Genomic DNA, 22,717 nt, shown 5'->3' with positions numbered 1-22,717 from the left:
AGGGAAGGGTGGGGACCGGCGACCTTCGGTGAGGGCCGGATGGGGGGATCGGCCGCCAGTCCCGAGCTTTAAATCAGTGCGCGCCTTCCGAAGCGCCGAACATGGTCTTGGCGTAGTTGATGCCGATGCCGTACGCGCCGCCCCACTTCTTCGCGATGCCGGTGGTGCTGTCGTAGGTTTCGGTGCGGGCCCAGTCGCGCTGCAGTTCGAGCAGGTACTGGAGCGAGGTCATCGGCACGGCGCCGAGCTGGATCATGCGCTCCACCGCACGCTCATGCGCTTCGGTCGAAATGTCGCCGCAGGCGTCGGTGATGACGTAGGCTTCGAAGCCCTGGTCGATGGCCGAGGCAACCGGGCCGACGATGCAGACCGAGGTCCACAGACCGGCGAAGACGATGCGGGGCTTGGCGATGCGGTTGATCTCTTCGATCACGCCTTCGTCTTCCCAGGTGTTCATGCTCGTGCGGTCGAGCATCTTCTGGCCTTCGAAGGCTTCGGTGATCTCGTCGAACATCGGGCCGGAGAAACTCTTTTCGGCAACCGTGGTGAGGATGGTGGGCACGCCGAACGACTTGGCGCCGCGCGAGATCAGGGCGGCGTTGTTGCGGAGCAGCTCGGCCGAGATGGACTTGGTGGCAAAAGCCATCTGCGACTGGAAGTCGATCAGGACAAGCGCGTGATTGTCAGGCGAGATCAGCGACTTGCCGGGGGTTGCGGTGGCGGTCGGGGTTGCGGTGACGGTCATGGGAAAGCTCCTGTCCTCAAAGTGTCAGTGCCGGGGCGGCGTCTGGTGAAGCCTTTGTTGCCCGGTTTCGTCGAATGGAAAATCCGGATAAAATCGCTAAAAACATTCGATGAAATTGAAATGTCGTCGAACGCCGCGATTGTGCCCTCAAGAGCGTCCGCTGGGTATCAACCGTTGGTAGGGGCAACCTTAGTATGGGGGCGCTCATCCAACAGGACAGGTTCGGGCTATACCACGCGGTCAGCCGTGCGGAAATGTAATGGCGCCTGCGAAAAATGGGCGAGGCAGGGCCCGGTCGCGGTGCTAGGCGGCGTGGACGGTTTCACAGGAGAGAATGCGTGGTCGCCATCGGATGCCTTGCCCTTGTTGTCCTGCCGCTGATCGGGCTGGCGCTTGGCGGGTTTCTAGGCGGGCCGACCGGGGCCAGATGGGGGGCGGGAAGTGGTTTCGTGCTCGCGCTCGGGCTGTGCGCGATCAGCAGTTACGCCTTGCTCAAGGCGGCCCGCCGGAGATGAGGGCTGCGCTGCCGGATGTTCGGCAGGGCCTGGATACAAACAGGGCGCCGTTTCTTGCTGCTTTCCCGTTGATGCGGGATGTGCGGACAAGAATCAGGCGCCCATGGTCCCGGCGGCGAGGTGGTCGCGGAAGGCAGCCTCGCCGTGGGTAGCCGGAATTACGCGGTGGGCGGATAGGGATGGAGTCCGAAGATCCACTTGGTGCGCGGATCCTGTGCCGGATCGGCAATCAGCACCTGGGCATCGTGTCCGGCCATGCCGGCCTGGTGGGCGGCATCGATCGCGCGGTTGAGTGCGGCCTTCATGTCCGCGAAAACGGCCAGGGCAACGCCGTGGAGCGTGACCGTCCAGCGGTCACCCTGCGGGATCACATGATAATCGTTCCGAGCCATTTGCGTCTCTCCTCTTGCGATACTTCCTCGTTCTGCCGCAGCCCGAAAGTCGGACGGGACAGTGGGAAGCGCGGAACGCTAGCGGGCGGTAATGCGCCTGCCGACGCTTCTTCGCTTCATTCTCAACTTTAATGGTAGAGAATTTAAAGTCAACGGTAAGCCCGGGCTCTGTCGCGGTCTCGTCGCGTCAAAGGCACCATTCGTCGCCACGCCTGGCCAGTCGCCGCGAAGTCCATGTTTCAGTGCGATAAAATTTACACAATCCTTACATTCCTGCGCAAACTCTTAACCCACAAGACAGGGTTCTGCCGCCATACCGGCGTGCATGTCGACCAAGCGCCGTCTCGTGATCGGTGGCATCGCCGTTGCCGCCGCCCTTGCCCTGTTCCTTGCGTGGAAGCTGTTCTCCGGCCCCGCCGAGCCCGTTGTCGCGACGGCGAAAGTCACGCGCGGAGAAATGGAGCAGACGGTCGAGGCCACCGGCGCGCTGGAGCCGAAGGAACTGGTCAGCGTCGGCGCGCAGGTGTCCGGGCGGCTGGAGCAACTGCATGTGGCGGTCGGCGATGTTGTCCATCAGGGGGACCTGATCGGCATGATCGACCAGCGGACCCAGACCAACAGCCTGGAAACCGCCAAGGCCGATCTGGCCAACATGCAGGCGCAACTGGCCGGGGCCAAGGCCACTTTGGCCAAGGCGCAGCTTGCCTATCGCCGCCAGCAGGCACTGGGTTCGGGCGAGGCGACCTCGCAGGCCGATTTCGAGGCTACCCGCGCCGAACTGCAGTCCGCACAGGCCAGCTACGATGCTTTGCAGGCGCAGATCCGTGCGGCGACCGTCAGTGTCGATACCGCCGAAGTGCAACTTGGCTACACCAAGATCACCGCGCCGATGAACGGCGTGGTCGTCTCGGTCGTTACCAAGCAGGGCCAGACCGTCAACGCCAACCAGTCGGCGCCGACGATCGTCATCCTGGCCAAGCTGGACGTCATGACGGTGAAGGCCGAAGTGTCCGAGGCCGACGTCATCAACGTAAAGCCTGACCTGCCGGTCTACTTCACGATCCTCGGCGATCCCGACAAGCGCTATCAGGCGAAGCTTCGGCTGATCGAACCTGCCCCTGAATCGATCGTCAACGAGGTCGATTCCAGCACTTCGACCTCCTCCAGCAGCAGCACGTCGGATTCGGCGATCTACTACAACGCGCTGTTCGAGGTCCCCAACGAGGACGGCCGCCTGCGCGCGTTGATGACCGCCAAGGTCAGCATTGTTCTCGCCAAGCGTGCCAATGCATTGATGATCCCCTCGACCGCGCTTGGCGCCAAGGGCAAGGACGGGACTTATACGGTGCGCGTGAAGGGTGATGACGGCAAGATCGCGGCCCGCAAGGTGCGCATAGGCATCGACAACAACATCAGTGCCGAAGTTCTTTCGGGCCTGAAGGAAGGCGAATCCGTGGTTGTCGGCGAGGCGAGCACGGCGGCCAAGAGCAACCAGGGGCCGATGGGCCCGCCCCCGGTCTGAGCCGCGGGTCGAGAGATCGTCGATGACCGGTACCCCGCTCATTTCCCTCTCGCACGTGCGGCGCGAGTATCCCTCGGGCGACGGCGTCTTTGCCGCGCTCAAAGACATCGACCTGTCGATCGAGGCGGGTGAGATGGTGGCCATCGTCGGCCAGTCCGGTTCGGGCAAGTCGACGCTGATGAACATCCTCGGCTGTCTCGACCGGCCGACTTCCGGTTCCTACAGGATCAACGGCCGCGACACCGGCGATCTCGAGCCGGACGAACTGGCGGCGCTGCGGCGCGAGCATTTCGGCTTCATCTTCCAGCGCTACCACCTGCTGACCGACCTTTCCGCGCTCGGCAACGTCGAAGTGCCGGCGGTCTATGCCGGCCGCGCGCGCGGCGAGCGGGCAGGACGTGCGCGCGAAATCCTCGCCCGGCTTGGCCTGGGCGAGCGCACCGGGCACCGGCCGGGGCAGCTTTCCGGCGGCCAGCAGCAGCGCGTCTCGATCGCGCGCGCGCTGATGAACGGCGGCGAGGTGATCTTCGCCGACGAGCCGACCGGCGCGCTCGATTCCGCGAGCGGCGTCGAAGTGATGCGCATTCTCGGCGAGCTTCACGCCGAGGGGCATACGGTCATCCTCGTCACCCACGACATGAAAGTGGCCGAGCACGCCGACCGCATCATCGAGATCCGCGACGGCGAGATCATCGACGATCGCCGCACGCGCGAAAGCGGCGTTCGCCCGGCCGTGCAGAAAGCCGCGCCGGTCGCCAGCGGCCTGCAGCAGGTGGTCGACCGGTTCCGCGAGGCATTCCGGATGGCGGTGCTGGCGATGTCGGCGCACAAGCTGCGCACGTTCCTAACGATGCTGGGCATCATCATCGGCATCGCCTCGGTCGTCTCGGTGGTGGCGCTGGGCGGGGGCGCGCAGGAAAAGATCCTCTCCGACATCAGCAGCCTGGGCACCAATACGCTGACCATCTACCCCGGCAAGAGCTTCGGCGACATGCGCTCGGCCAAGATCGAGACGCTGAAGGACGCCGATGCCGATGCCCTGGCCCAGCTTCCCTATGTCGACAGTGTTACGCCGAGTGTCTCGACCAGCGTGACCGCGCGCTACCGAAACGTGGCGGCCACCGCGAACGTCAACGGGGTAGGCGCGGACTACTTTCGTGTGCGAGGCCTGGAACTGGTGTCCGGCGGCCTGTTCGATGCCCAGAGCGTTCATGAACTGTCGCAGGACGTGGTGATCGACGAGAACTCGCGCGACACCCTGTTCCCCAATGGCGAGGATCCGCTCGGCAAAGTCGTGCTGCTCGGCAAGGTGCCCGCGCGCATCGTCGGCGTGGTCGGCACCCAGCAACAGGGTTTCGGCGGCAGCGACAGCCTGACGGCCTATGTGCCCTACACCACGGCGATGAGCCGCATGCTGGGGCAGACCTATCTCTCCAGCATCACCGTGCGCGTGAGCGACGACACCTCGACGGCGGCGGCGGAAACGGCGGTCACGCAGTTGCTTGCCAAGCGCCACGGCACCACCGACTTCTTCATCAGCAACTCCGACGACATTCGCCAGACCATCACCAATGCCACCAATACGATGACGCTGCTGATCGCGGCCATCGCGGTGATCGCGCTGATCGTCGGCGGCATCGGGGTGATGAATATCATGCTGGTGTCCGTCACCGAGCGCACGGCGGAGATCGGCGTGCGCATGGCCGTTGGTGCGCGTCAGTCGGACATTCTCCAGCAGTTCCTGATCGAAGCGGTACTGGTCTGCCTCATCGGCGGCGTGATCGGCGTCGGCCTGTCGCTGGCGGTGGGCGTGGCCGTCTCGTTCACGCCGATCGACTTCCGAATGGCCTATTCGGTGACCTCGATCGTGGCCGCGTTTGCCTGTTCCACCCTCATCGGCGTCGTCTTCGGCTTCCTGCCTGCCCGCCGCGCGGCCCGGCTCGACCCGGTCGATGCCCTTTCGAGAGACTGATCCCGTGTCCGAGCCGAAGATCCTGCTCTTTCGCCCCGCGCTGCTGACCGCGCTGGCACTTGTACTAGCCACTACGGGCTGTGCGAGCGTGACGCGCTCGCACTATGCCGCGCCGGAACTGCCTGTGGCGGCGACCTGGGATCAGGCCGCGCAGGGCGTGGCAGGGACAGCGGGCGCGCCGTGGTGGAATGCGTTTGGCGATCCCGGGCTGACCACGCTGGTCGACCAGGTGCTGGCCGCCAATGCCGATCTTGCGGCAGCGGGGCTCAGGCTGAAACAGGCGCATCTTTCAGCCGAACAGGCACGGCAGGGCCTGTTCCCGAGCGGCACGGCGAGCCTGTCCACGGATGCCTCCAAGGCGCTGCAGGGCGGTTCGGCGTGGAGCAAGAGCAGTGCCGCTTCGCTTGGCGTATCCTGGGAACTGGACTTGTTCGGCCGGCTCGGCGCAGCGGCGGATGCCGCGCAATGGGAAGCCCGGGCGAGCGCGCAGGATCTGGCGGAAACCCGCCTTTCGCTGATCGCGACGACCGCCGAGGCATGGTGGCAGCTCGGCTATGCCAACGAGCAGGTCGCCATCGGTGAACAAAGCCTGGCTTACGTGCGCCGCGCGCTGGAACTGGTGCAGCGGCAATATGATGCAGGCGCGGTCTCGCGGCTTGAACTGCGCGATGCCCAGCAATCGGTCGCGGCGCAGGAATCCGCGCAGACGCAGCTGGTGCAGGCGCGTGTCTCGGCGCTCAAGACAATCGCCGCACTGCTGGACCAGCAGTCCTATAACGGCACCGAACTGATGGTGCTGCCCGCGCAGCCATTGCCGGAAATCGCCGCCGGGGTTCCCGCTTCGCTGCTGTCGCGGCGCCCGGACCTTGCCGCCGCCGAACTGCGCCTGCGCAAGACATTGGCGACCAGCGATGCGACGGTGGCGAGCTATTATCCCAGCTTCAGCCTTACCGGGGCGCTGGGGGCCGCGAGTTCCTCGCTGCTCAAGTTCTTCTCCAATCCGGCCGCAAGCCTTGGAGCCGCACTATCGCTGGCGGAACTCAATCCGGAGAAAGTGCGCCTCGGCACCGGCATTGCCCGGGCCGATTACGATATTGCCGTGCAGGATTTCCGCCAGACATTCTACGACGCGCTGCGCGACACGCAGGTTTCACTTTCTGCGCGCGAGCAATACGTGAAGCAGGGTCGCTTCGCGCAGGCCAACTACGAGGCGGCGCGTGATGCCGAGGCGCTTTATGCGCGGCAGTACCGCGCCGGGGCCATTCCCCTGCGGGACTGGCTCGATGCCCAGGAACGCCTGCGAACCGCGCGTACCGGCCTGATCCAGAACCGTTACAATCAGCTGGTGGCGCAAGTCGCGGTCTATCAGGCGCTTGGCGGAGATCCTGCCGACGCTACGGCACCGTAACAGGAGCGGGCAGTTCGCCTGCTGGTAGCTCGATCGTCACGACCAGACCGCCGGTGTCGCGGTTGGTGGCAAAGATCCGGCCGCGATGGGCCGCGACCGCACGCGAGGCGATGGCCAGTCCGAGCCCGAGATTGCTGCCTCCGGGCATGCCGCGCACGAAAGGCTCGAACATCGCACCGGCCAGCTCCGCGCTGACACCGGGGCCTTCGTCGATCACCGAGATCCGAAACAGGCGGGTTTCCGGCAGGTACTCGGCGCGGACTGCGATGTGGCCGTCGCGCGGGGTGAAGCGCAGGGCATTGCGCACGACGTTGTCGACGGCGCGGTGGATCAGTTCGGCGTTTCCGCGCACGCACGGCGGATCCTCGGCCAGTTCCGGAGGGAACGCCAGCGAATCGAAAGAGATCTCGATGCCGCGCGGCTCCGCTTCGTAGCGGGCGTCGGCGACGATGCTCTCAGCGATGCCGGTGATGTCGAAATACTCGTCGCCCGGGTGCTGATCGTTCTCGGCGCGGGCCAGAGTGAGCAGTTCACCGACAAGCCCCTCGAGCCGGTCCACTTCGTGCTCGATCCGGTCCATCGAACTGTCGAATCGTGATGGCGACTGGCGCGTAAGGGCGATGGCCAGCTGCAGCCGCGCCAGCGGCGAGCGCAGTTCGTGCGACACGTCGTGGAGCAGCCGGTCGCGGCTTTCGACGAGTTGCTGGAGACGGGCGGCCATGCTGTCGAATTCGTGGGCAAGGTCGGCCACTTCGTCGCGGCGACTGCCGATCTGGGGGGAGACCCGGGTCGTCAGTTCACCCCGGGCCAGGCGCTGGAAACCGCGCCGCAAGTGGTTGATCGGGCGTACCAGATACCAGGCCAGGAAGGCGCTGAAGATGATCCCGGCGAGCAAGCCGATGACCAGGAGTTCCGGCGGGATGTTGAAACGCCAGGGCGGTTCGTTCGCGTGATAGCGGAAGCGCAGGACGTAGGCGCGGCCGGCGGGATCGCTGACCTGCCGGTCGATCACGGCATTCTCGTGGTCGTCTGCCGATGGTCTGGCCGTGCCGGGATCCAGCAGCAGGATGTGCTCACGCTGGTCCGCCGGCAAATCGGCGACCATGCTGTCGAACCGGGAACGACCGCCGGCACGAACCGCCTGGGTCCCCGCCTCCAGCACGGCGGGGCCGATCTGGCTCGACATCAGGAACGGAGGGAGCTCACGCTCGCGGTCGTCATGGAGCGCAAAAAGCAGCCACACCGCCTGCGTCATCAGCAGGAAGGTGAAAATGAAACCCAGCAGGATCTTCCAGAACAGCCGCCGACGGGTCATTTCACCTGCAATCTGTAGCCGACACCCCGGATCGTTTCGACCCGCGCGCCGCCCTGCGAAACGGCTTCCAGCTTGATCCTGAGGTTGCTGACATGAACGTCGACGCTGCGGTCATAACTTTGGCGAGGTCGGCCAAGGCCGCGCAGCGACAGGTCGTCCTTGGTCGCCACCGCCTCGCCGGCGCGCAGCAGTACCAGCAGGATGTTGAATTCGGATGCCGTCAGCTCGACCGGCTTGCCCTGCCACAATGCCTTGCGTGCGGCGACCTGAACTTCAAGCCGCCCGGCGGTAAGCGTGGCAGGGGCCGGGGCGCCGCGTTCCGATGGCTGATGGCGACGCAAGTTCGCACGGATACGGGCAACCAGTTCACGCGGATAACAGGGCTTGGCCACGTAATCATCGGCGCCCAGTTCCAGGCCGATCACCTTGTCCACCTCGTCGCCGCGTGCGGAAAGCATGATGACCGGAACTTCATTGGTTTCGCGAAGCTGGCGCAGCAGTTCGATGCCGTTGAGGCGAGGCAGCATGATATCCAGGACAATAGCGTCGTGTTCGCCGGACACGGCCCGCTGCATCCCGGCCAGTCCATCTGCCACGATCTCGACGCGAAACCCTTCACTTTCCAGATATTCACCGAGCATCGCGCCCAGTTCGAGATCGTCGTCGATCAGCAATATGCGTTTGGCGTCCTCTTCCACACGATCCTGATGGCGCAATCGGCGCCGGTTGTCAGCCTGTGTCTGTGGGCATTACGAAAACTTTACGCAGGTCTTGCGAAGTCTTTACCCACAAATCGCGCATTGCCGGTCATATCGAATTAGTCAGACTAATTAAGCGGTCTGCTTCGTCGATATGGGGCATGGTAATCGGCCAGCCCCTCAGGGAGGGTTGATCCATGGCGCTCAAGCCATTTGCGTTTTGTACCGTATCCATTCTGGCACTCGGCCTTGCCGGTGTTGCTCATGCACAGGACTCTGCACCTGCAAACAGTGGCGGTGGCACGGAAAGTGCCGCGCCCAGCGCCGAGGACATCATCGTCACCGGGGTGCGAGCGTCGATTGTCGGCGCGCTCAACGTGCGCAAGGATTCGGTGCAGATCGTCGACTCGATCGTCGCCGAGGACGTCGGTAAATTGCCGGACAATAACGTCGTCGAAGCGCTCCAGCGCGTGACCGGCATCCAGATCACCGACCGGGCCGGCGGCGAGGCCGCCACCGTCACCATTCGCGGCCTTCCCGACGCGGCCACGACGATGAACGGCCGCAACATCTTCACCTCGACCGGGCAATCGTTCTCGCTTCAGGACATCTCGGCGAACCTCGTCAAGCAGGTGGACGTCTACAAGACGCGCTCGGCCGATCAGCTCGAAACCGGCCTTGCCGGGCAGATCGACGTCAAGACCCGTCGTCCGTTCGATTTCGACGGTTTTGCCGTCTCGGGCCTGGTGCGCGGCACCTACAACGAGATTGCCGACAGCTATAATCCCAACGTGGCGCTGCTGGTCTCTGACCGCTGGGAAACCGGGATCGGCGACATCGGCATCCTCGTCAACGGCAGCTACAGCAAGACCAAGTACCGCAACGAAACGGTGACGGCCGGCGCGCTGGTACCTTTCGCGACGGAAAACCCAACGGATGGATCCGGGCTGTCGCCGCTTGAGCGAATCTTCTCGGGCTGGACGCCCGGGCTCAACGAAGGCCTGCCGACCACGCCGGGCTCGACGATCAACTACAACGGCGTAGAGGTGCCTTATTACCTCTCGCGCGATGCGGTGTTCTCGACCGACCAGTACGGTACCCGCAAGCGGCCGTCGTTCAATGTCGCCTTGCAGTGGGCCCCGAACAGCTCTTCGGTTTATACCGCCGAGATGTATTACACGGGCTTCCGCGGCTCGCTCTACAGCGACATGATGTTCAGCTATGTCGACTATTGGAGCAATCCCGGTGCATTCGAGACTTATGACGGCACCAACATCATCAAGTCGCGCACGGTGGACGATGTCTACGGGTTCAACAGCGGCGACTACACGAAGAACAGTACCGACAGCTACGTCTATGCCCTGAACGGCCAGTGGGACGTCGGTGACGGGCGCGGCAAGATCACTGCGGATCTCGCCTATCAGGACAGCGTCTACAAGACCTCGTTCATTGCCATGCGCACCGATCGCACGGCCAGCCAGATCACCGCGGACTTCAATTCCGGCGGCGGTGTCCCCTCCTATCACTTCGATGACGATTCCCTGCTGACCCAGGCCTCGACCTGGAACGTCGCGCAGCTTTACGACAACGCCGAGCGCGACAAGGGCAGCGCTGTTACGGCACAGCTGGACGGTTACTACAGCTGGGACGAGGGCTTCCTGCGCCGCATCAAGGCGGGTCTGCGCTACGACGACCGCAAGGCGTCGAGCTACAGCCGGACCGCCGACGCGAACAGCCTCGGAGTCAGTCTGACGACACTTCCCGAGGCGGCCTATTTCACCAATTCCGGTTTCATGAGCGGCGAGGCCGATGTGCCCCGCAGCTGGATGACCGTGGACGGTTCATGGCTTTACAATAACGCCGACTATGTTCGTGGTCTCTACGGACTGGCAACGTCCGACCAGCTGACGCTCAACAAGACTTTCGACATCGACGAGATCACCATGACCGCCTACGTCATGGCCGATGCTCAGGCGACGATCTTCGGACGTCCGCTCGATCTCGAAGCCGGCGTGCGCTACGTCAACGTGGCGAGCGATTACAACTTCTTCGACCGTTACAATGACTATGCCCTGACCCGCGCGGGATCGGGTTCGGCGAAGTTCCTGCCCAGCTTCACGGCGCGTTATGCGATCACCGACAAGCTGCGCCTGCGCTTCAACTATGGCGAGACGCTGCGCCGGCCGAGCTTCACCGACGTCAATCCGACCTATTCGCTGACGGGAGACCTCACCAGCGTGGGCTATGGCAGCGGATCGGCAGGCAATGCGGACCTCAAGCCGACCCATTCGAAGAACTACGACCTTGCACTCGAATGGTATTTCGACCGCGACAGCGCGATCACCGTTACCGCATTCCGCCGCGAGATCGACGGCCTTGTGGTCAGCCTGCCGGTGATGAGCTATATTCCCGACAACGGCATCGTTGCCGGGGCGACCGATTATTTCGTGGTGACGAAACCGGTCAACGCGTCCGACGGCGTGCTGAAGGGTGTCGAACTGGGCCTGACCTACTTCCCGCACTATCTGCCCAGCGTGCTCGACGGGCTAGGCTTCCAGGGCAGCCTGACGGTGCTGGATTCGAGCCAGACCATCCCTACCTCGGATTCGGCCGGCAACATTACCGGCTATACCAAATCTGCTTTCTTCGACGTGTCGAAACTGTCGTACAACGCGACGCTGGCTTATGACCGGGGGCCGTTCAACGCCCGCCTGTCCTATGTCTGGCGCAAGGGCTTCCTGCACAACAACGAAGCCAGCCTGTTCGCGAACCCGATCGGCATCTGGTACAAGTCCGAGGAAAGCCTCGACTTCCAGCTGACCTGGAACGTGACGCACGACATCGGGGTGACGTTTGACGCGACCAATCTCACCAAGTCGAAGCAGCAGAGCTACTACAAGTTCGGGGATGCCGGTGGTTCGACCACCGACAATCTTGCCACCACGCTGCTGGCCCGTACCTTCTCGATCGGCGCGCGCTTCACGTTCAAGTGAGGGGGAGCAACACCGGGCGCCGGGCGATGACCTCGCGCGGCGTCCGGTGAGCGGTGCGCCGCGGCAGCGGCCTTCAGGCTTCCAGTCGGTAAGTCATCGGCACCAGAAAGCTGAGCGCGGCTTCCGCAGCGCTCGAAGGTGGCTTCGGGAAGGGGGCAGCCTGCCGCAGTTGCTCGAGCGCAAGGCGATCGAGTTCGCCGAAGCCGCTGCTTCTGGCCAGCGTCAGGCGGTCGATCCGTCCTTCACGGGTGAGCGAGAAGCGCGCGAGCACGGTGCCTTCGCAGCCCTTGCCGGCGAGTGCGGCGGGGAATGCCTTGTAGCGGCGGATGTGCCGAAACACGCGCAGGGCATAGCCATCGGATGCGGCCGTGCGGCGAGTGGAAGCGGATTGGGCGGCGGAGGCTGCGGATCCACTTTGCGGCGCGGCGGCAGTTTTCGTTCCTGTAAGGAGGTCGCGGTTGCTGTCGGCAGCATCGTCGGACGGCATCGATCTGTCCAGCGATGGCGGCACGTCGGCCGATCCCGGCATGGCCAGAGCTGCCGGTGTCTCGGTTCCGGGCAGCACCAGCAGCGGAGGCGGGATGTCCTGTCGCCGTACGAACGGAGCGGCTTCAGCACGCCTTGACGCTTGCCGGGATGCCGCAGCCTGCGTCGGCTCGGCCTCTTGCATGGGCTGCTGCGGCGCGGCCAGCGACATCACTGTCAGGCCGTGCCGGGGGTCCGGGCCGCTCGTCGGTGCGGCATGCCACGAGAGCAGGAGTGCGGTCAGGAGTGCGGCGTGTACCCCACCGGCCAACCCTGCGGAAACTGTTCGCGAACCCAACATGGCGTGATCGCTAATGGATATGCGAGTGACTCGCAATAGCATATTGTCTGTGAGTACCGCGTATCGCGTTCAGAGTGTTTCCAGGAATGCAACCAGCGCGGCGCGTTCGTCCGCTGTCAGGTCAAGCTTCCTCACCAAGGGATCAGCGCTTGGCACGGGGACGTTGCCGCTGGGTTGCTGGCGGTCCTTGCCGCCGCCACCGTTGTAGAGGGCGACCACGTTGTCCAGCGTCTGGAACAGCCCGTTATGCATGTAAGGGGCGGTCTTGCGCACCCCGAGCAGGGAAGCCGTGCGGAACCTGCCGACATCCTCGGGCTTGCCGGTTACCTCGTAGCGGCCAAGGTCCTCCAGACGGCGTCCGTAAAAGCTTATGCCGAGGTTGTGGAAGCGCTGATCGGACAGCAACGGGCCATTGTGACAGGCCGCGCAGCCAGCCTTGGTGCGAAACAGGTGCAGGCCGAGGAGTTCGCGGTCGGTGAGCACGCCCGTGCCCTTCTCGAAGACCTGCATCCAGCGCGAACGCGGCGGCCGCAGGGTTCGCTCGTGCGCGGCAAGCGCGGCCGTCACGTCCTTCATCGTGATCGGGCGGTCCTGCCCCAGTGCGGCATAGGCGGTGCGATAACCGGTATCGGCATTGAGACGCGGGAGCACCGTCTCGGCCGTTGCGGCCATCTCGGCGCCGTCGGTGATCGGGTGCAGCGCCTGTTCCGCAAGATCCGGGCTGCGCCCGTCCCAGAACAGGGGTGTCATCCAGGCGGCGGTATAGAGCGACTGGGCGTTGCGCCGCCCGCGTTGCCGGTCGTGACCGAAGGCGGTGCGCAAGCCGTCGCCCAGCCCCAGTTCCGGACTGTGGCAAGAGGCACAGGCGATCTGGCCGGAACCGGAAAGCCGCGGATCGTCGAACAGGCGTTTGCCGATTGCCGCGAGCGCCTTCTCGCGCTCGCCCGGAGCGGGTAGCGAGGGCAGCGGTGCAAACTCGCGAAATTCGGCACCGGGACCGAGCACGGGACGAGGCCAGCTTTGCGGCGGTCCGGCGTAGAGACGCCGGAGATCGGTCGCCGACGAGTCGCCGGGCGCAGCGTGTGCAGTTTCCGATCCAGCCGGTTCCTGCAGCAGCGCTGGCCTTGGCGCCTGTCCCTCGCCCGATGCCTGTACGGCCACGAAGACCGCGGACGCCAGCAACAGCGCCCGCGGGACAAGTCGTTGCAGATTCATGCGCGCGCTCAGAACCTGTAGTTCAGGCCCACCCAGAACGAGCGGCCAAACTGGTAGGGCTGGGTGGTGGCCACGCTGTTCGGCGAGGGGATGCGGTCGAGCAGGTTGGCGATGCGCGTTTCCGCCGTCAGTACGCCCATGGCCGAACGGATCACTTCGAACTGCGCGTTGAGGTTGACGTCGATCGCCTTGGGATAATGGATGTAGTCGTAGACGTCGTAAGCGGTGCCATCCACCGTCTGGCTTTCACCGGTATCCTCGATCTGGTCGAAGCCGCTGCGATAGCGCACGTTGACGTTCGTGGTCAGCCGGTCGTCCAGCCAGCGGGCAGTCCAGGTGGCATTGATGATGAGCGGCGCGGCCATGTCGTCGCGCTGATTGAGGGCGGAAAGCTCGGCCAGCGTGGTGACATTGCCCTGGAACAGGACCGGCGTATCGTCGAACAGCTCGCTGTCGATGGCGTCGAGGTAGTTGTCGTTGCTGGACTTCGTTTTGGAGAAGTTGGTGTTGATCGCGAAGTCGTGCTTGCCGAAGCGGCGCGTCCATTCCACCGATGCGCCGCGGTAGCTGCTGAAACCGGTGTTGGTGACGACATAGCGGGTGACGGTGGAGGTCTTGCCGTTGGGCAGAATGATCGACTCGCGCTCGCCGGCAGCCCGGACGAATTCGTCCTTGCCCTCCCGGTAGATGCCCTTGACCCGCAGATTACCGCCAAGAATGCGGGCGGACAGGGCTGCCGACAGTTCGTCGGAGTAGGGGGTCTTGGTCTTGCTTCCCGAATAGCTCGTGGAATAGCTCATCGACGAAAGATACCAGTCCGTATCGGCGTAGGTCGTAAGCCCGCCGCTGCTGGTTCCCGTACGCAGATAGGTGGCGGCAGCCGGGTATTGTTCACGCAAGGCATAGGCCAGCATCGAGCGGCCGTAATAGCGATTGGCGCCCAGGGTCACGCTCCAGCCGTCCCACGGCAGCTCATAGCTGGCCGAAAGGCGCGGCGAGAAATTGTGGTTGCCGAGAAAACTCTCATAGTCATAGCGCAGCCCGCCGCGCAGGGAGAACGCGCCGAACCGCGCGGAATATTCCGCCCAGCCTGCGACACTGTCGAGCGCAACCTCAGCGCGATAGGCCGAATAGACGGTAAATTGGGTAAGGGCGTATTCCCCGGTCACACAGGTCAGGCTGTTGCCGTCGGCGCAGACGATGGAGGCCGCCGCCGATTGCGATGTGCCCCGCGAGTAGGCGCCGCCGTCGACGGGGCGACTGCGCATGGCCTCGATGTGCTGGTAATCGAAGCCCATGGCCAAAGTGCCGGGACCGATGGACCGCGACCAGCGGCCGTTGAGGTTGTAGACGTCCTGTGTCTGGTCGATGTCGCCAAAGCCGCCGATGGTGCAGTTGGTGTTGCTGCAGACGCTGCCGTTGGTGCTCCACGAGGGCACCGAATAGTTGAAGGGCGAGGCATCGCGGCCGGTGTCGCTGTGCGTCAGGTTTGCCGAAAGCGACCAGTCGCTGGTGCCGGAGTGCGCCAGCCGTAGCTGGCTGGTGATGCCGCCGCCCCTGGAAACGACCTCATTGTCGACGCCGTTGGCCGATGCCGCTTCGCTGCGGTAGGGCGAATAGACGAATTGACCCGAGAGGGTGAGGTCGCCGGCCAGGTCGGCTTCCATCTTGGCCATGAAGTTGTCGCTGGTGCTGGACTGGCCGAACCTGGTCGCGCCATAGGCCGCTCCGCGGGTGTAGACGACGTTGGCGGTCGAACGATTGTAGGCCAGAAGCAGGCCGATGTTCGGGTTGACCGGTACGTCGAGACTGACGCCGTAGCGCCACTTTTCGAAACTCGGCCGCGAGGGCATTTCATCGTCGGCCAGCGCGGCGCGCGAGGCTGGTGATACCCGGTAGTGGGTGAGCGCGTCCGAGGTATAGGAAACGTTCGCGCTTGCCCCCCATTCGCGTTTCGGCGCACGGGTCTTGATGTCGAGTGCGCCGCCGGTGAAGCGGCCGTATTCTGCCGAGACGTTGGAATCGCGCAGCGTCACTTCGCCGATCAGATTGGTATCGACCCAGATCGATTGGGCGGTGGCGCCTGCCAGTTCATATGCGGCAAGCGCATTGCTGGTCCGGCTGGTGCCGGTAATGTCGACGCGGGCGTTGGCATCGATGCCGTCAATGGTGATGAGGTTCTCGTAATAGCGGCCGCCCGAGATCGAGATGTCGGCGGGGCGAATGTCCTGAATGTTCTCCCGGGTGGCAAGGCCCTCGTCACGGGTGAACTGGACCGTGGGGAGCGCCTTGAGCAACTGGTTGGCATCGCCCGATCCGGCGGCGCGCGCCCGGATTTCCCCGGCGGTGATGCGGGTTGTCCCGGCATCGGCACCAGTGCCCATGACGTAGGCGCCGCCATCCTGCCCGCCTTCGGCGACGACTTCCGGCAACACTTGCTCGGTGCCGCCGGCGGTGCCGCTTTCCTGTGCAAACGCATTGGCTGGTGCGGCTAGCGCCGTACCCAGCAACAAAACCCTCATTTTCAAGCGCATGACGACCCCTGTTTGTCTCTGACGGGGCGCCGCTAACGCGCTTGCCTATTTATTGCAAGCGATTCGCATTAGCACTTCTATGCTAAACGGCGTTTCAGCCATGCGCGACCTCGAAGCCGGCGTCGCCAATCGCGGCTTCGATGGCTGCCCGGTCGATGCTGGCGCTGTCGTAGTCGACCGCGACCTGCTTGAGATCACGCACCACATCGGCGTGATGGATTCCGCCGCGGGCTTCCAGCACCCGCTTGAGACGGTTGGCGCAACCATCGCAGGTCATGCCCAGGACGGTCAGTTGCACGGCACTCATCACGAATTCTCCGGTTGGGGCTTGGGTTGCCAACGGCTCAGCAGCAAGGAATTGCTGACCACCGAGATCGAACTCAGCGCCATCGCGGCGCCGGCGATGACCGGGTTGAGCAGCCCGAAGGCGGCGAGCGGAATACCCAGGACGTTGTAGATAAAGGCAAAGAACAGGTTCTGCCGGATCTTCCCCAGCGTCGCGCGCGAGAGTTCCACCGCCGTGAGCACGCCGTGCAGATCGTTGCGTACCAGCACGACGTCGGCCGCTTCCACCGCCACGTCGGAGCCTGCGCCGATGGCGAAGGAGACATCGGCCTGCGCCAGCGCCGGGGCATCGTTGATGCCGTCCCCGGCCATGCCGACGATTTCGCCGCGGTCCTGCAGCCGGCGCACTTCCTCGGCCTTGTTTTGCGGCAGGACTTCCGCGGCGAAACGGGTGATCCCGGCTTGCGCGGCGATGGCGGCGGCGGTGTGGTGGTTGTCGCCGGTCAGCATGACGACGGCGATGCCCGCAGCGCGCAGTTCGCGGACCGCCTGAACGGAACTGTCGCGCAGCCGGTCGGCAATGGCGATGAACCCAATCACGCGGCCCTCTTCGGCAAGGCCGACCACCGTCCGGCCCTGTGCTTGCGCCGCTTCCACCCGTTCGGCGAGGGCAGGCGGCAGCGGCGCGGCAACTTCGCCGAGCCACAGCGGAGAACCCAGTTGGAGCAGCCGCCCCTCGATCCGGCCCGAGACCCCTTTGCCGGGCAGCGTGTCGAAGTGGTCGACATCGGGGAGGGTGATCCGTTGTTCCTGCGCCTTGTTCGTGATGGCGCGGGCCAGCGGATGCTCGGACCCGCGTTCCAGCGCGGCGGCAAGGGCCACGAGGCGGGCGCCGTCCTGCCCGTCGGCAGGAAGAAGGTCGGTTACCTCGGGCGCGCCGCGGGTCAGCGTTCCGGTCTTGTCGACTGCCAGGGTCTGCATCGCCCGCGCGCGTTCGAGCACTTCGGCATTGCGGATCAGCACCCCGTTCCTGGCGCCCATACCGGTGCCGACCATGATCGCGGTCGGCGTCGCGAGGCCCAGCGAGCACGGGCAGGCAATCACCAGGACGGCGACCGCATTGACCATGGCAGTCTGGAAATCGCTGCTCCACAGCCAGTTGCCTGCCAGGGTCACCACGGCGATGGCGATCACCACCGGCACGAAGATGGCGGTTACCTTGTCGACGAAATACTGGATGGGAGGTTTCGAGCCTTGCGCTTCGTCCACCATGCGGATGATCTGCGCCAGCACGGTATCGGCGCCGACACCGGTTGCGCGGGCGCGCAGCATGCCGTTCTGGTTGATGGTCGCGGCATAGATCCTGGCGCCCGGCTCCTTCATCACCGGCATGCTTTCGCCCGAGAGCATCGCTTCATCGACGCTCGAGCGGCCGGAAATCACTTCGCCGTCGACCGGCACGCTATCGCCTGCCGCCACCACGAAGACATCGCCGACCAGAAGGGTTCCGGCATCGACTTCGATAATCCGGCCCTCGCGCTCGATCCGTGCCGTCTTCGGGCGCAGCTTGAGCAGGGCGCGGATGGCCGAGGATGTCTTGCGCTTGGCATTGGCCTCCAGCAGGCGCCCCAGCAGGACCAGCGTGATGATCGCGGCTGATGCCTCGAAATAGACGTGCAGGTCCATCCGCCCGACGAGTGTGACGACGACGCTGTAGGCGTAGGCAATGGTGGTGCCCAGCGCCACCAGCACATCCATGTTGGCAGTGCCCGCCCGCAAGGACTTGAACGCGGCCTTGTAGAAGCGCGCGCCGATCCAGAACTGCACCGGGGAGGCCAGCGCGAACTGCCAGTAGCGCGGCAGCAGTTCGCCATGGTGTCCGCCCAGGGCGTGGCTCCACTGCCGCATGTCGAGCATCACCACCATCTGCGCGAAGAGCGGGAGGGTGAGGAGCAGCGCGACCGCAAACAATGCGCGTTCGCGGCGCCATTCCTGGCGGGAGGCGGCCTCGCGGTTTGCAACTTCATCCGCAGTCAGGTCACGCGCCTCGGTTGCCTGGTAGCCGCCCCTGGCGATCGCTGCGGCGAGCGCTGCTGGATCGGTCACGCCGGGAACATAGTCGGCGCGGGCTTTGCCCGAGGCGAAGTTCACGGTGCTGCCAAGAACACCGGGTACACGGCTGAGCACGGTTTCGATACCCGCGGCGCAAGCGGCGCAGCTCATGCCGCCGATGTCGAAGACCACGGTTTCCGGCGGAACTTCATAGCCCGCCGTCTCGACGGCCGCGATCATCTCTTGCGGCGATACTTGTGTAGGATCGTAGGCCACGGCGGCGCGTTCGGCCGCGAAGTTGACTTGGGCATCGACCGAGGGAAGGCGGCGCAGAACTTTCTCCACGGTGGCCGCGCATCCTGCGCAGGTCATCCCCCCGATGGGTAGGGTGAGCGTCACCTCTTGCGTCTTTGCCATCACGACGAGGCCTTGCCCGAGCCGCCCTCGCAGCATTCCGGCGCTTCCTCGCCATGCAGGGCGGAGAGAATCGGGCAGGCTTCCGGTTCGCCGCTTCCCGGGCAAGCATCGGCGAGCGCCTTGAGCGCATCGCGCATGCGGGTCATTTCGGTGATCCGCCGATCAAGATCGGCGATGCGTTCCTGAGCGCGCTGCCGGACACCTTCGACGCCGTTCTCGCGGTCGGTTTCGAGAGCGAGCAGCCCCTTGATCTCGCCCAGCGTGAAGCCGAGGCTCTTGGCGCGGAGGATGTATTGCAGGCGGGCTAGCGCGTCTGCATCGTAATGGCGATAGCCGGATGCGAGCCGGTCGGGACTGCCAAGCAGCCCCTCGCGCTCGTAAAAGCGGATGGTATCGGCGCTGACTTCGGCCTGTTTTGCCAATGCGCCGATGGTCAGGAAACGCTTCACCGGATCGACCCCGTCGTTGTCTTCACAGCCTGTCTAGCCCTTGGACCATGGTCCAGAGTCAACGGCTTTTTGCGGAACGAACGGAATATCGGGGCCGATCGCCCGGTATCAAGTCAGCGCGGGGCTCGCTGACGGGCTCAGACCCTCGCGCTTCGAGACGATCAGGGTGACAAGAAGCTGCCCGGCAACGTTCACTGCCGTGCGCCCCATGTCGAGAATGGGATCGATGGCGAGCAGCAGTCCGGCTCCCGCCAGCGGCAGTCCCAGCGTGGAGAGCGTCAGCGTCAGCATGACGACTGCCCCGGTCATGCCCGCCGTGGCGGCCGAACCGAGGACCGAGACCGCGACGATCAGCAGGTAATCCAGTCCGTGCAGCGGCATGCCGTAGAAATTCGCCACGAAGATTGCCGCGAGTGCCGGATAGATCGAGGCGCAGCCGTCCATCTTGGTGGTCGCGGCCAGCGGCACGGCAAAGGCGGCATAGGCATTGGGAACGCCGAGACGTTCCGCCGCCAGTTCGGTGACCGGCATCGTGCCGACCGACGAGCGCGAGACAAACGCCAGCTGGATCGCCGGCCAGGCCTCGCGGAAGAATGCGCCGGGGCGAATGCCGTTGAGCGTCAGCAGCAGGGGGTAGACGACGCCGATGACCAGGAACAGGCCAAGATAGACGGCAAAGGCGAAGCCGCCGAGCTGCAGCAGGGTACTCCAGCCATAGGTCGCGATGGCAGCGCCGATCAGCGCCGCCGAACCGATCGGGGTCAGCTTGATGATCCAGCCAAGGATGGTGCGGACGACCGCGAGAAGCGAGCGCACGAAGGCGACAAAGGGCTCCGCCCGCGCACCGGCCTTGAGCGAGGCAAATCCGACTGCAAGCGAGATGACGAGGATCTGCAAGGTGTTGAACGAGAGGCCGGTGGTGACCTGCCCGGTATCCGCGACCTTGGAGGATGCCGCAAGCCCGAGGAAATTGGCGGGGACCAGACCCTTCAGGAAATCGAGCCAGGTACCCACGGTCGCCGGGGCTGTCGCGGTCGCAAGACCCGGATGACTGCCGGTGCCGGGCTGGACGATGAGGCCGACGCCGATGCCGATCACGACGGCAATAAACGCCGTGATCGCGAACCAGATGAGCGTCTGTCCCGCCAGCCTTGCGGCATTGTCGAGATCCCTGAGATTGGTGATCGAACTGACGATGGCCGCAAAGATCAGCGGCGGGACGGTTGCACTCAGCAGGCCGATGAAGATGCTGCCCAGGGTCTTGAGCGCAACTGCCAGCTGGTTGGGGCCGCCCGTTGCGTCCGGGCCGATCCATCGCGCTGCAAAGCCCAGTGCGATGCCGATGGCCATGCCGACGAGGACTTGCGCTCCGAAGCTGAGCGTCCAGGCTTTGCCGGTGGGAAGAGATGGTGCGGTTTGAGCGGCGGTCGTCATGGGGGGACTCTTGTACTGGAACGATGCGCAAACGGTCCCGACGAGCGGGCGCGCGTAATGGCAGAGATGGTGGCTGGAAAGGCGCTGCATAGGCGTGCGGACCGTCAGGCAGGCACGAGAATTCCTTCGTCTACGCCAAGTTCGGCTAGCAACGGGGCGGCCCGCCGCATTTTTGTTGGTGAACCATGCTGCCAGCGGCCGGACCAGGCAGGATGTGGGTTGCGGTGCTGTCGTGGTCGACCGGCACGGGCGTCATGACGATGACGTCATATTGTCTACCATATCGGTGGACAAAGTGCTGTCAATGGGGAAGATATGGGGATCGCCGGGATCGCCCTCGCAGGCGGGGATCGGCCCAAAACGTGTAGCAGCGATGACAAGGCAGCAAACTTGTCTCATCAGCAGCGAATTAAGAACGCCATACAAAATTTTGACTTTATGGGACTTTATGGGAAGTGCTCATTCTCTACTAATTGAGTTGATAATTGATCCGTAATGCGGTTAGGCTGGAGCTGACATGACACGGATGCCCCCCCAATTCGAAGCCGAGGACCTTCCCGTCGCCGTTGTCGGCGCAGGGTTCAGCGGCACTCTCCTGACCATCAACCTCATCCGCCAGGGCGTGCGGGTGGTGCTGATCGAGCGCAGCCAGGCGCAGCTTGCCAAAGGTCTCGCCTTCGGCACCAAGGGCCCCGAGCACCTGCTGAACGTTCGCGCCGCAAATATGAGCGCCTTTCCCGACGATCAGGCCAATTTCCTGCGCTGGATCGGACAGGCCGGCGAGGAACAGGCCAATCGCTTCGTGCCGCGCCTCACTTACGGGCTCTACTTGCGCGAACTGCTGATCAAGGCACTGTCCGACGCCGGGCCAAAGGCGCAGATCGTCCATGCCGAAGCGCTTTCGGCGCGTTTCGGGGACCGCACAGTCACCGTCGTGCTAGATGACGGCAGCGAGATCGCCGCCCGTTCACTGGTGCTGGCGCTCGGTAACTTTCCGCCGACGCCGCATCCCGCACTCGCGGCGCTTCCGCCCGAACGGCGCTTTTCCGATCCGTGGAACCCCGCTGCGGTTGCCGATGCCGCTGCGCTCGATCATGTCCTGCTGATCGGTACCGGGCTGACGGCGGCGGACATGATCCTTTCGCTCGACAAGGCGGGGTTCAAGGGCCGCATCACCGCGCTGTCGCGGCGGGGTCTGAAGCCCCATGCCCACGCCGAGACCGGTCCCGCCGTGGAACATGTCCCCGCGCCCGACGCGCGTGGCTCGGTGCTGGTCCGCCAGATTCGCGATCGGGCCAAGGCGATCGGCTGGCGCGCGGCGGTGGACGAGCAGCGCCCGCATACCCAGAACCTCTGGCGCCGGCACGATCTTGCCGGACAGCGCCGTCTCCTGCGTCATTTGCGCCCCTATTGGGACGTGCATCGCCACCGCCTCGCTCCCGACGTGGCCCGTCGTCTGGCCGAGCTGGAGGCAGAAGGCCGGCTGGAGTTCGTGGCCGGCAAGCTGGTCGGATCCGATGTGGCCGGGCGAGGGGTAGCGGTGGACTATCGCCCGCGCGGAGAGGAGGAATTCCGGCGTATCGAAGTGTGCCGGGTGATCAATTGCACCGGGCCGGAAGGCGATCTTCTGCGCAGCGGCCTGCCGCTGGTGAAAGACCTTGTCGCGCAGGGCAGGGTTCGGCCCGACGCGCATCGCTTGGGGCTGGATGTCGAGCATCTCGGCCGCGTGCGCGATGCCGATGGCAAGCCGCAGGACACGCTTTTCGCGGTGGGGCCGGTTACCAAGGGCGAGGCGTGGGAGATCGTTGCCGTACCCGATATTCGGCGGCAAGTCTGGAACCTCGCGCGCTATCTGGCCGATGCGCATTGGGTCGGGGGTGAGGGGCTTTAAGAAGGAGGGAAGGAACAAGGGCTCCGGTGTTCTTCCGCGCTTCCATCCGATCCG

Annotated in this window: 17 protein-coding genes; 6 read left to right on the top strand and 11 right to left on the bottom strand. The window is 64.6% G+C overall.

What is annotated here, in order from left to right; genetic code table 11:
• Window positions 1–73 precede the first annotated feature (73 nt).
• Window positions 74–745 (bottom strand): hydrolase, encoded by a 672-nt coding sequence (locus CA833_RS23060; protein WP_207080335.1) that lies wholly within the window; start codon window positions 743–745, stop codon window positions 74–76.
• A 338-nt stretch (window positions 746–1,083) separates the two neighbouring features.
• On the opposite strand from CA833_RS23060, the gene CA833_RS23055 reads away from it, so the two are divergent.
• Window positions 1,084–1,260, top strand: coding sequence for a hypothetical protein (locus CA833_RS23055; protein WP_185928841.1), 177 nt, complete (start codon window positions 1,084–1,086; stop codon window positions 1,258–1,260).
• A 158-nt stretch (window positions 1,261–1,418) separates the two neighbouring features.
• Here CA833_RS23055 and CA833_RS23050 read toward each other — a convergent pair whose 3' ends face one another.
• Window positions 1,419–1,652 carry a hypothetical protein gene (locus CA833_RS23050; RefSeq protein WP_207080334.1) on the bottom strand — a complete coding sequence of 78 codons (234 nt, stop codon included), beginning with the start codon at window positions 1,650–1,652 and terminating at the stop codon, window positions 1,419–1,421.
• A 325-nt stretch (window positions 1,653–1,977) separates the two neighbouring features.
• On the opposite strand from CA833_RS23050, the gene CA833_RS23045 reads away from it, so the two are divergent.
• From CA833_RS23045 to CA833_RS23035, 3 genes are read left to right on the top strand one after another with little or no spacing between them, the layout of a single operon-like run.
• The gene (locus tag CA833_RS23045) at window positions 1,978–3,174 is read left to right on the top strand and encodes an efflux RND transporter periplasmic adaptor subunit (protein WP_207080333.1); all 1,197 of its coding nucleotides are present in this window, start codon (window positions 1,978–1,980) and stop codon (window positions 3,172–3,174) included.
• Window positions 3,175–3,196: 22 nt separating this feature from the next.
• Window positions 3,197–5,146: a MacB family efflux pump subunit gene (locus CA833_RS23040; protein WP_207080332.1), complete on the top strand. Its 1,950-nt coding sequence runs from the start codon at window positions 3,197–3,199 to the stop codon at window positions 5,144–5,146.
• Between the two features lie 4 nt (window positions 5,147–5,150).
• A complete protein-coding gene (locus tag CA833_RS23035; RefSeq protein ID WP_242526438.1) occupies window positions 5,151–6,554 on the top strand; it encodes an efflux transporter outer membrane subunit in 1,404 nt (467 codons plus the stop codon).
• Here the strand turns inward: CA833_RS23035 and CA833_RS23030 are convergent.
• A complete protein-coding gene (locus tag CA833_RS23030) occupies window positions 6,541–7,869 on the bottom strand; it encodes a cell wall metabolism sensor histidine kinase WalK (protein WP_207080330.1) in 1,329 nt (442 codons plus the stop codon). The two genes, CA833_RS23035 and CA833_RS23030, sit on opposite strands and share 14 nt — an antisense overlap.
• Window positions 7,866–8,567, bottom strand: a complete 702-nt coding sequence (locus CA833_RS23025) for a response regulator transcription factor (protein WP_242526437.1) — start codon at window positions 8,565–8,567, stop codon at window positions 7,866–7,868. Before CA833_RS23025 ends, CA833_RS23030 begins: the two co-directional genes overlap by 4 nt.
• 197 nt (window positions 8,568–8,764) lie before the next feature.
• On the opposite strand from CA833_RS23025, the gene CA833_RS23020 reads away from it, so the two are divergent.
• Window positions 8,765–11,560, top strand: coding sequence for a TonB-dependent receptor (locus CA833_RS23020; protein ID WP_207080329.1), 2,796 nt, complete (start codon window positions 8,765–8,767; stop codon window positions 11,558–11,560).
• A gap of 73 nt (window positions 11,561–11,633) precedes the next feature.
• Here CA833_RS23020 and CA833_RS23015 read toward each other — a convergent pair whose 3' ends face one another.
• The 7 genes from CA833_RS23015 to CA833_RS22985 form a co-directional block, all read right to left on the bottom strand.
• Entirely contained in the window at window positions 11,634–12,386 is a 753-nt protein-coding gene (locus tag CA833_RS23015; RefSeq protein WP_207080328.1) for an energy transducer TonB, read from the bottom strand.
• Window positions 12,387–12,455: 69 nt separating this feature from the next.
• Window positions 12,456–13,601 carry a cytochrome-c peroxidase gene (locus tag CA833_RS23010; protein WP_207080327.1) on the bottom strand — a complete coding sequence of 382 codons (1,146 nt, stop codon included), beginning with the start codon at window positions 13,599–13,601 and terminating at the stop codon, window positions 12,456–12,458.
• An 8-nt stretch (window positions 13,602–13,609) separates the two neighbouring features.
• Window positions 13,610–16,111: a TonB-dependent siderophore receptor gene (locus tag CA833_RS23005; RefSeq protein ID WP_242526436.1), complete on the bottom strand. Its 2,502-nt coding sequence runs from the start codon at window positions 16,109–16,111 to the stop codon at window positions 13,610–13,612.
• 118 nt (window positions 16,112–16,229) lie between these two features.
• Window positions 16,230–16,442 carry a heavy-metal-associated domain-containing protein gene (locus CA833_RS23000; RefSeq protein WP_207080325.1) on the bottom strand — a complete coding sequence of 71 codons (213 nt, stop codon included), beginning with the start codon at window positions 16,440–16,442 and terminating at the stop codon, window positions 16,230–16,232.
• Window positions 16,442–18,889 (bottom strand): heavy metal translocating P-type ATPase, encoded by a 2,448-nt coding sequence (locus CA833_RS22995; RefSeq protein WP_207080324.1) that lies wholly within the window; start codon window positions 18,887–18,889, stop codon window positions 16,442–16,444. The genes CA833_RS23000 and CA833_RS22995 overlap by 1 nt, the downstream gene beginning before the upstream one ends.
• Complete coding sequence (locus tag CA833_RS22990) at window positions 18,889–19,338, bottom strand: heavy metal-responsive transcriptional regulator (protein ID WP_207080323.1); 450 nt, start codon at window positions 19,336–19,338, stop codon at window positions 18,889–18,891. Before CA833_RS22990 ends, CA833_RS22995 begins: the two co-directional genes overlap by 1 nt.
• 108 nt (window positions 19,339–19,446) lie before the next feature.
• Entirely contained in the window at window positions 19,447–20,772 is a 1,326-nt protein-coding gene (locus CA833_RS22985) for a dicarboxylate/amino acid:cation symporter (RefSeq protein WP_207080322.1), read from the bottom strand.
• 517 nt (window positions 20,773–21,289) lie between these two features.
• Between CA833_RS22985 and CA833_RS22980 the strand changes: the two genes are divergently transcribed.
• Window positions 21,290–22,663: an FAD/NAD(P)-binding protein gene (locus CA833_RS22980; RefSeq protein ID WP_242526435.1), complete on the top strand. Its 1,374-nt coding sequence runs from the start codon at window positions 21,290–21,292 to the stop codon at window positions 22,661–22,663.
• Window positions 22,664–22,717 lie beyond the last annotated feature (54 nt).

This window comes from Novosphingobium sp. KA1 (assembly GCF_017309955.1).
Lineage (GTDB): Bacteria > Pseudomonadota > Alphaproteobacteria > Sphingomonadales > Sphingomonadaceae > Novosphingobium.
Note: the sequence above shows the minus strand (reverse complement) of the source record. Positions and strands in the feature narration are given on the sequence as shown.

Bases quoted from the DNA above. Each gene is read 5' to 3' on its own strand.
- CA833_RS23060 (WP_207080335.1), bottom strand. From the start codon at position 745: ATGACCGTCACCGCAACCCCGACCGCCACCGCAACCCCCGGCAAGTCG.
- CA833_RS23050 (WP_207080334.1), bottom strand. From the start codon at position 1,652: ATGGCTCGGAACGATTATCATGTGATCCCGCAGGGTGACCGCTGGACG.
- CA833_RS23045 (WP_207080333.1), top strand. From the start codon at position 1,978: ATGTCGACCAAGCGCCGTCTCGTGATCGGTGGCATCGCCGTTGCCGCC.
- CA833_RS23040 (WP_207080332.1), top strand. From the start codon at position 3,197: ATGACCGGTACCCCGCTCATTTCCCTCTCGCACGTGCGGCGCGAGTAT.
- CA833_RS23030 (WP_207080330.1), bottom strand. From the start codon at position 7,869: ATGACCCGTCGGCGGCTGTTCTGGAAGATCCTGCTGGGTTTCATTTTC.
- CA833_RS23020 (WP_207080329.1), top strand. From the start codon at position 8,765: ATGGCGCTCAAGCCATTTGCGTTTTGTACCGTATCCATTCTGGCACTC.
- CA833_RS23015 (WP_207080328.1), bottom strand. From the start codon at position 12,386: ATGTTGGGTTCGCGAACAGTTTCCGCAGGGTTGGCCGGTGGGGTACAC.
- CA833_RS23010 (WP_207080327.1), bottom strand. From the start codon at position 13,601: ATGAATCTGCAACGACTTGTCCCGCGGGCGCTGTTGCTGGCGTCCGCG.
- CA833_RS23000 (WP_207080325.1), bottom strand. From the start codon at position 16,442: ATGAGTGCCGTGCAACTGACCGTCCTGGGCATGACCTGCGATGGTTGC.
- CA833_RS22995 (WP_207080324.1), bottom strand. From the start codon at position 18,889: ATGGCAAAGACGCAAGAGGTGACGCTCACCCTACCCATCGGGGGGATG.
- CA833_RS22985 (WP_207080322.1), bottom strand. From the start codon at position 20,772: ATGACGACCGCCGCTCAAACCGCACCATCTCTTCCCACCGGCAAAGCC.
- CA833_RS22980 (WP_242526435.1), top strand. From the start codon at position 21,290: ATGACACGGATGCCCCCCCAATTCGAAGCCGAGGACCTTCCCGTCGCC.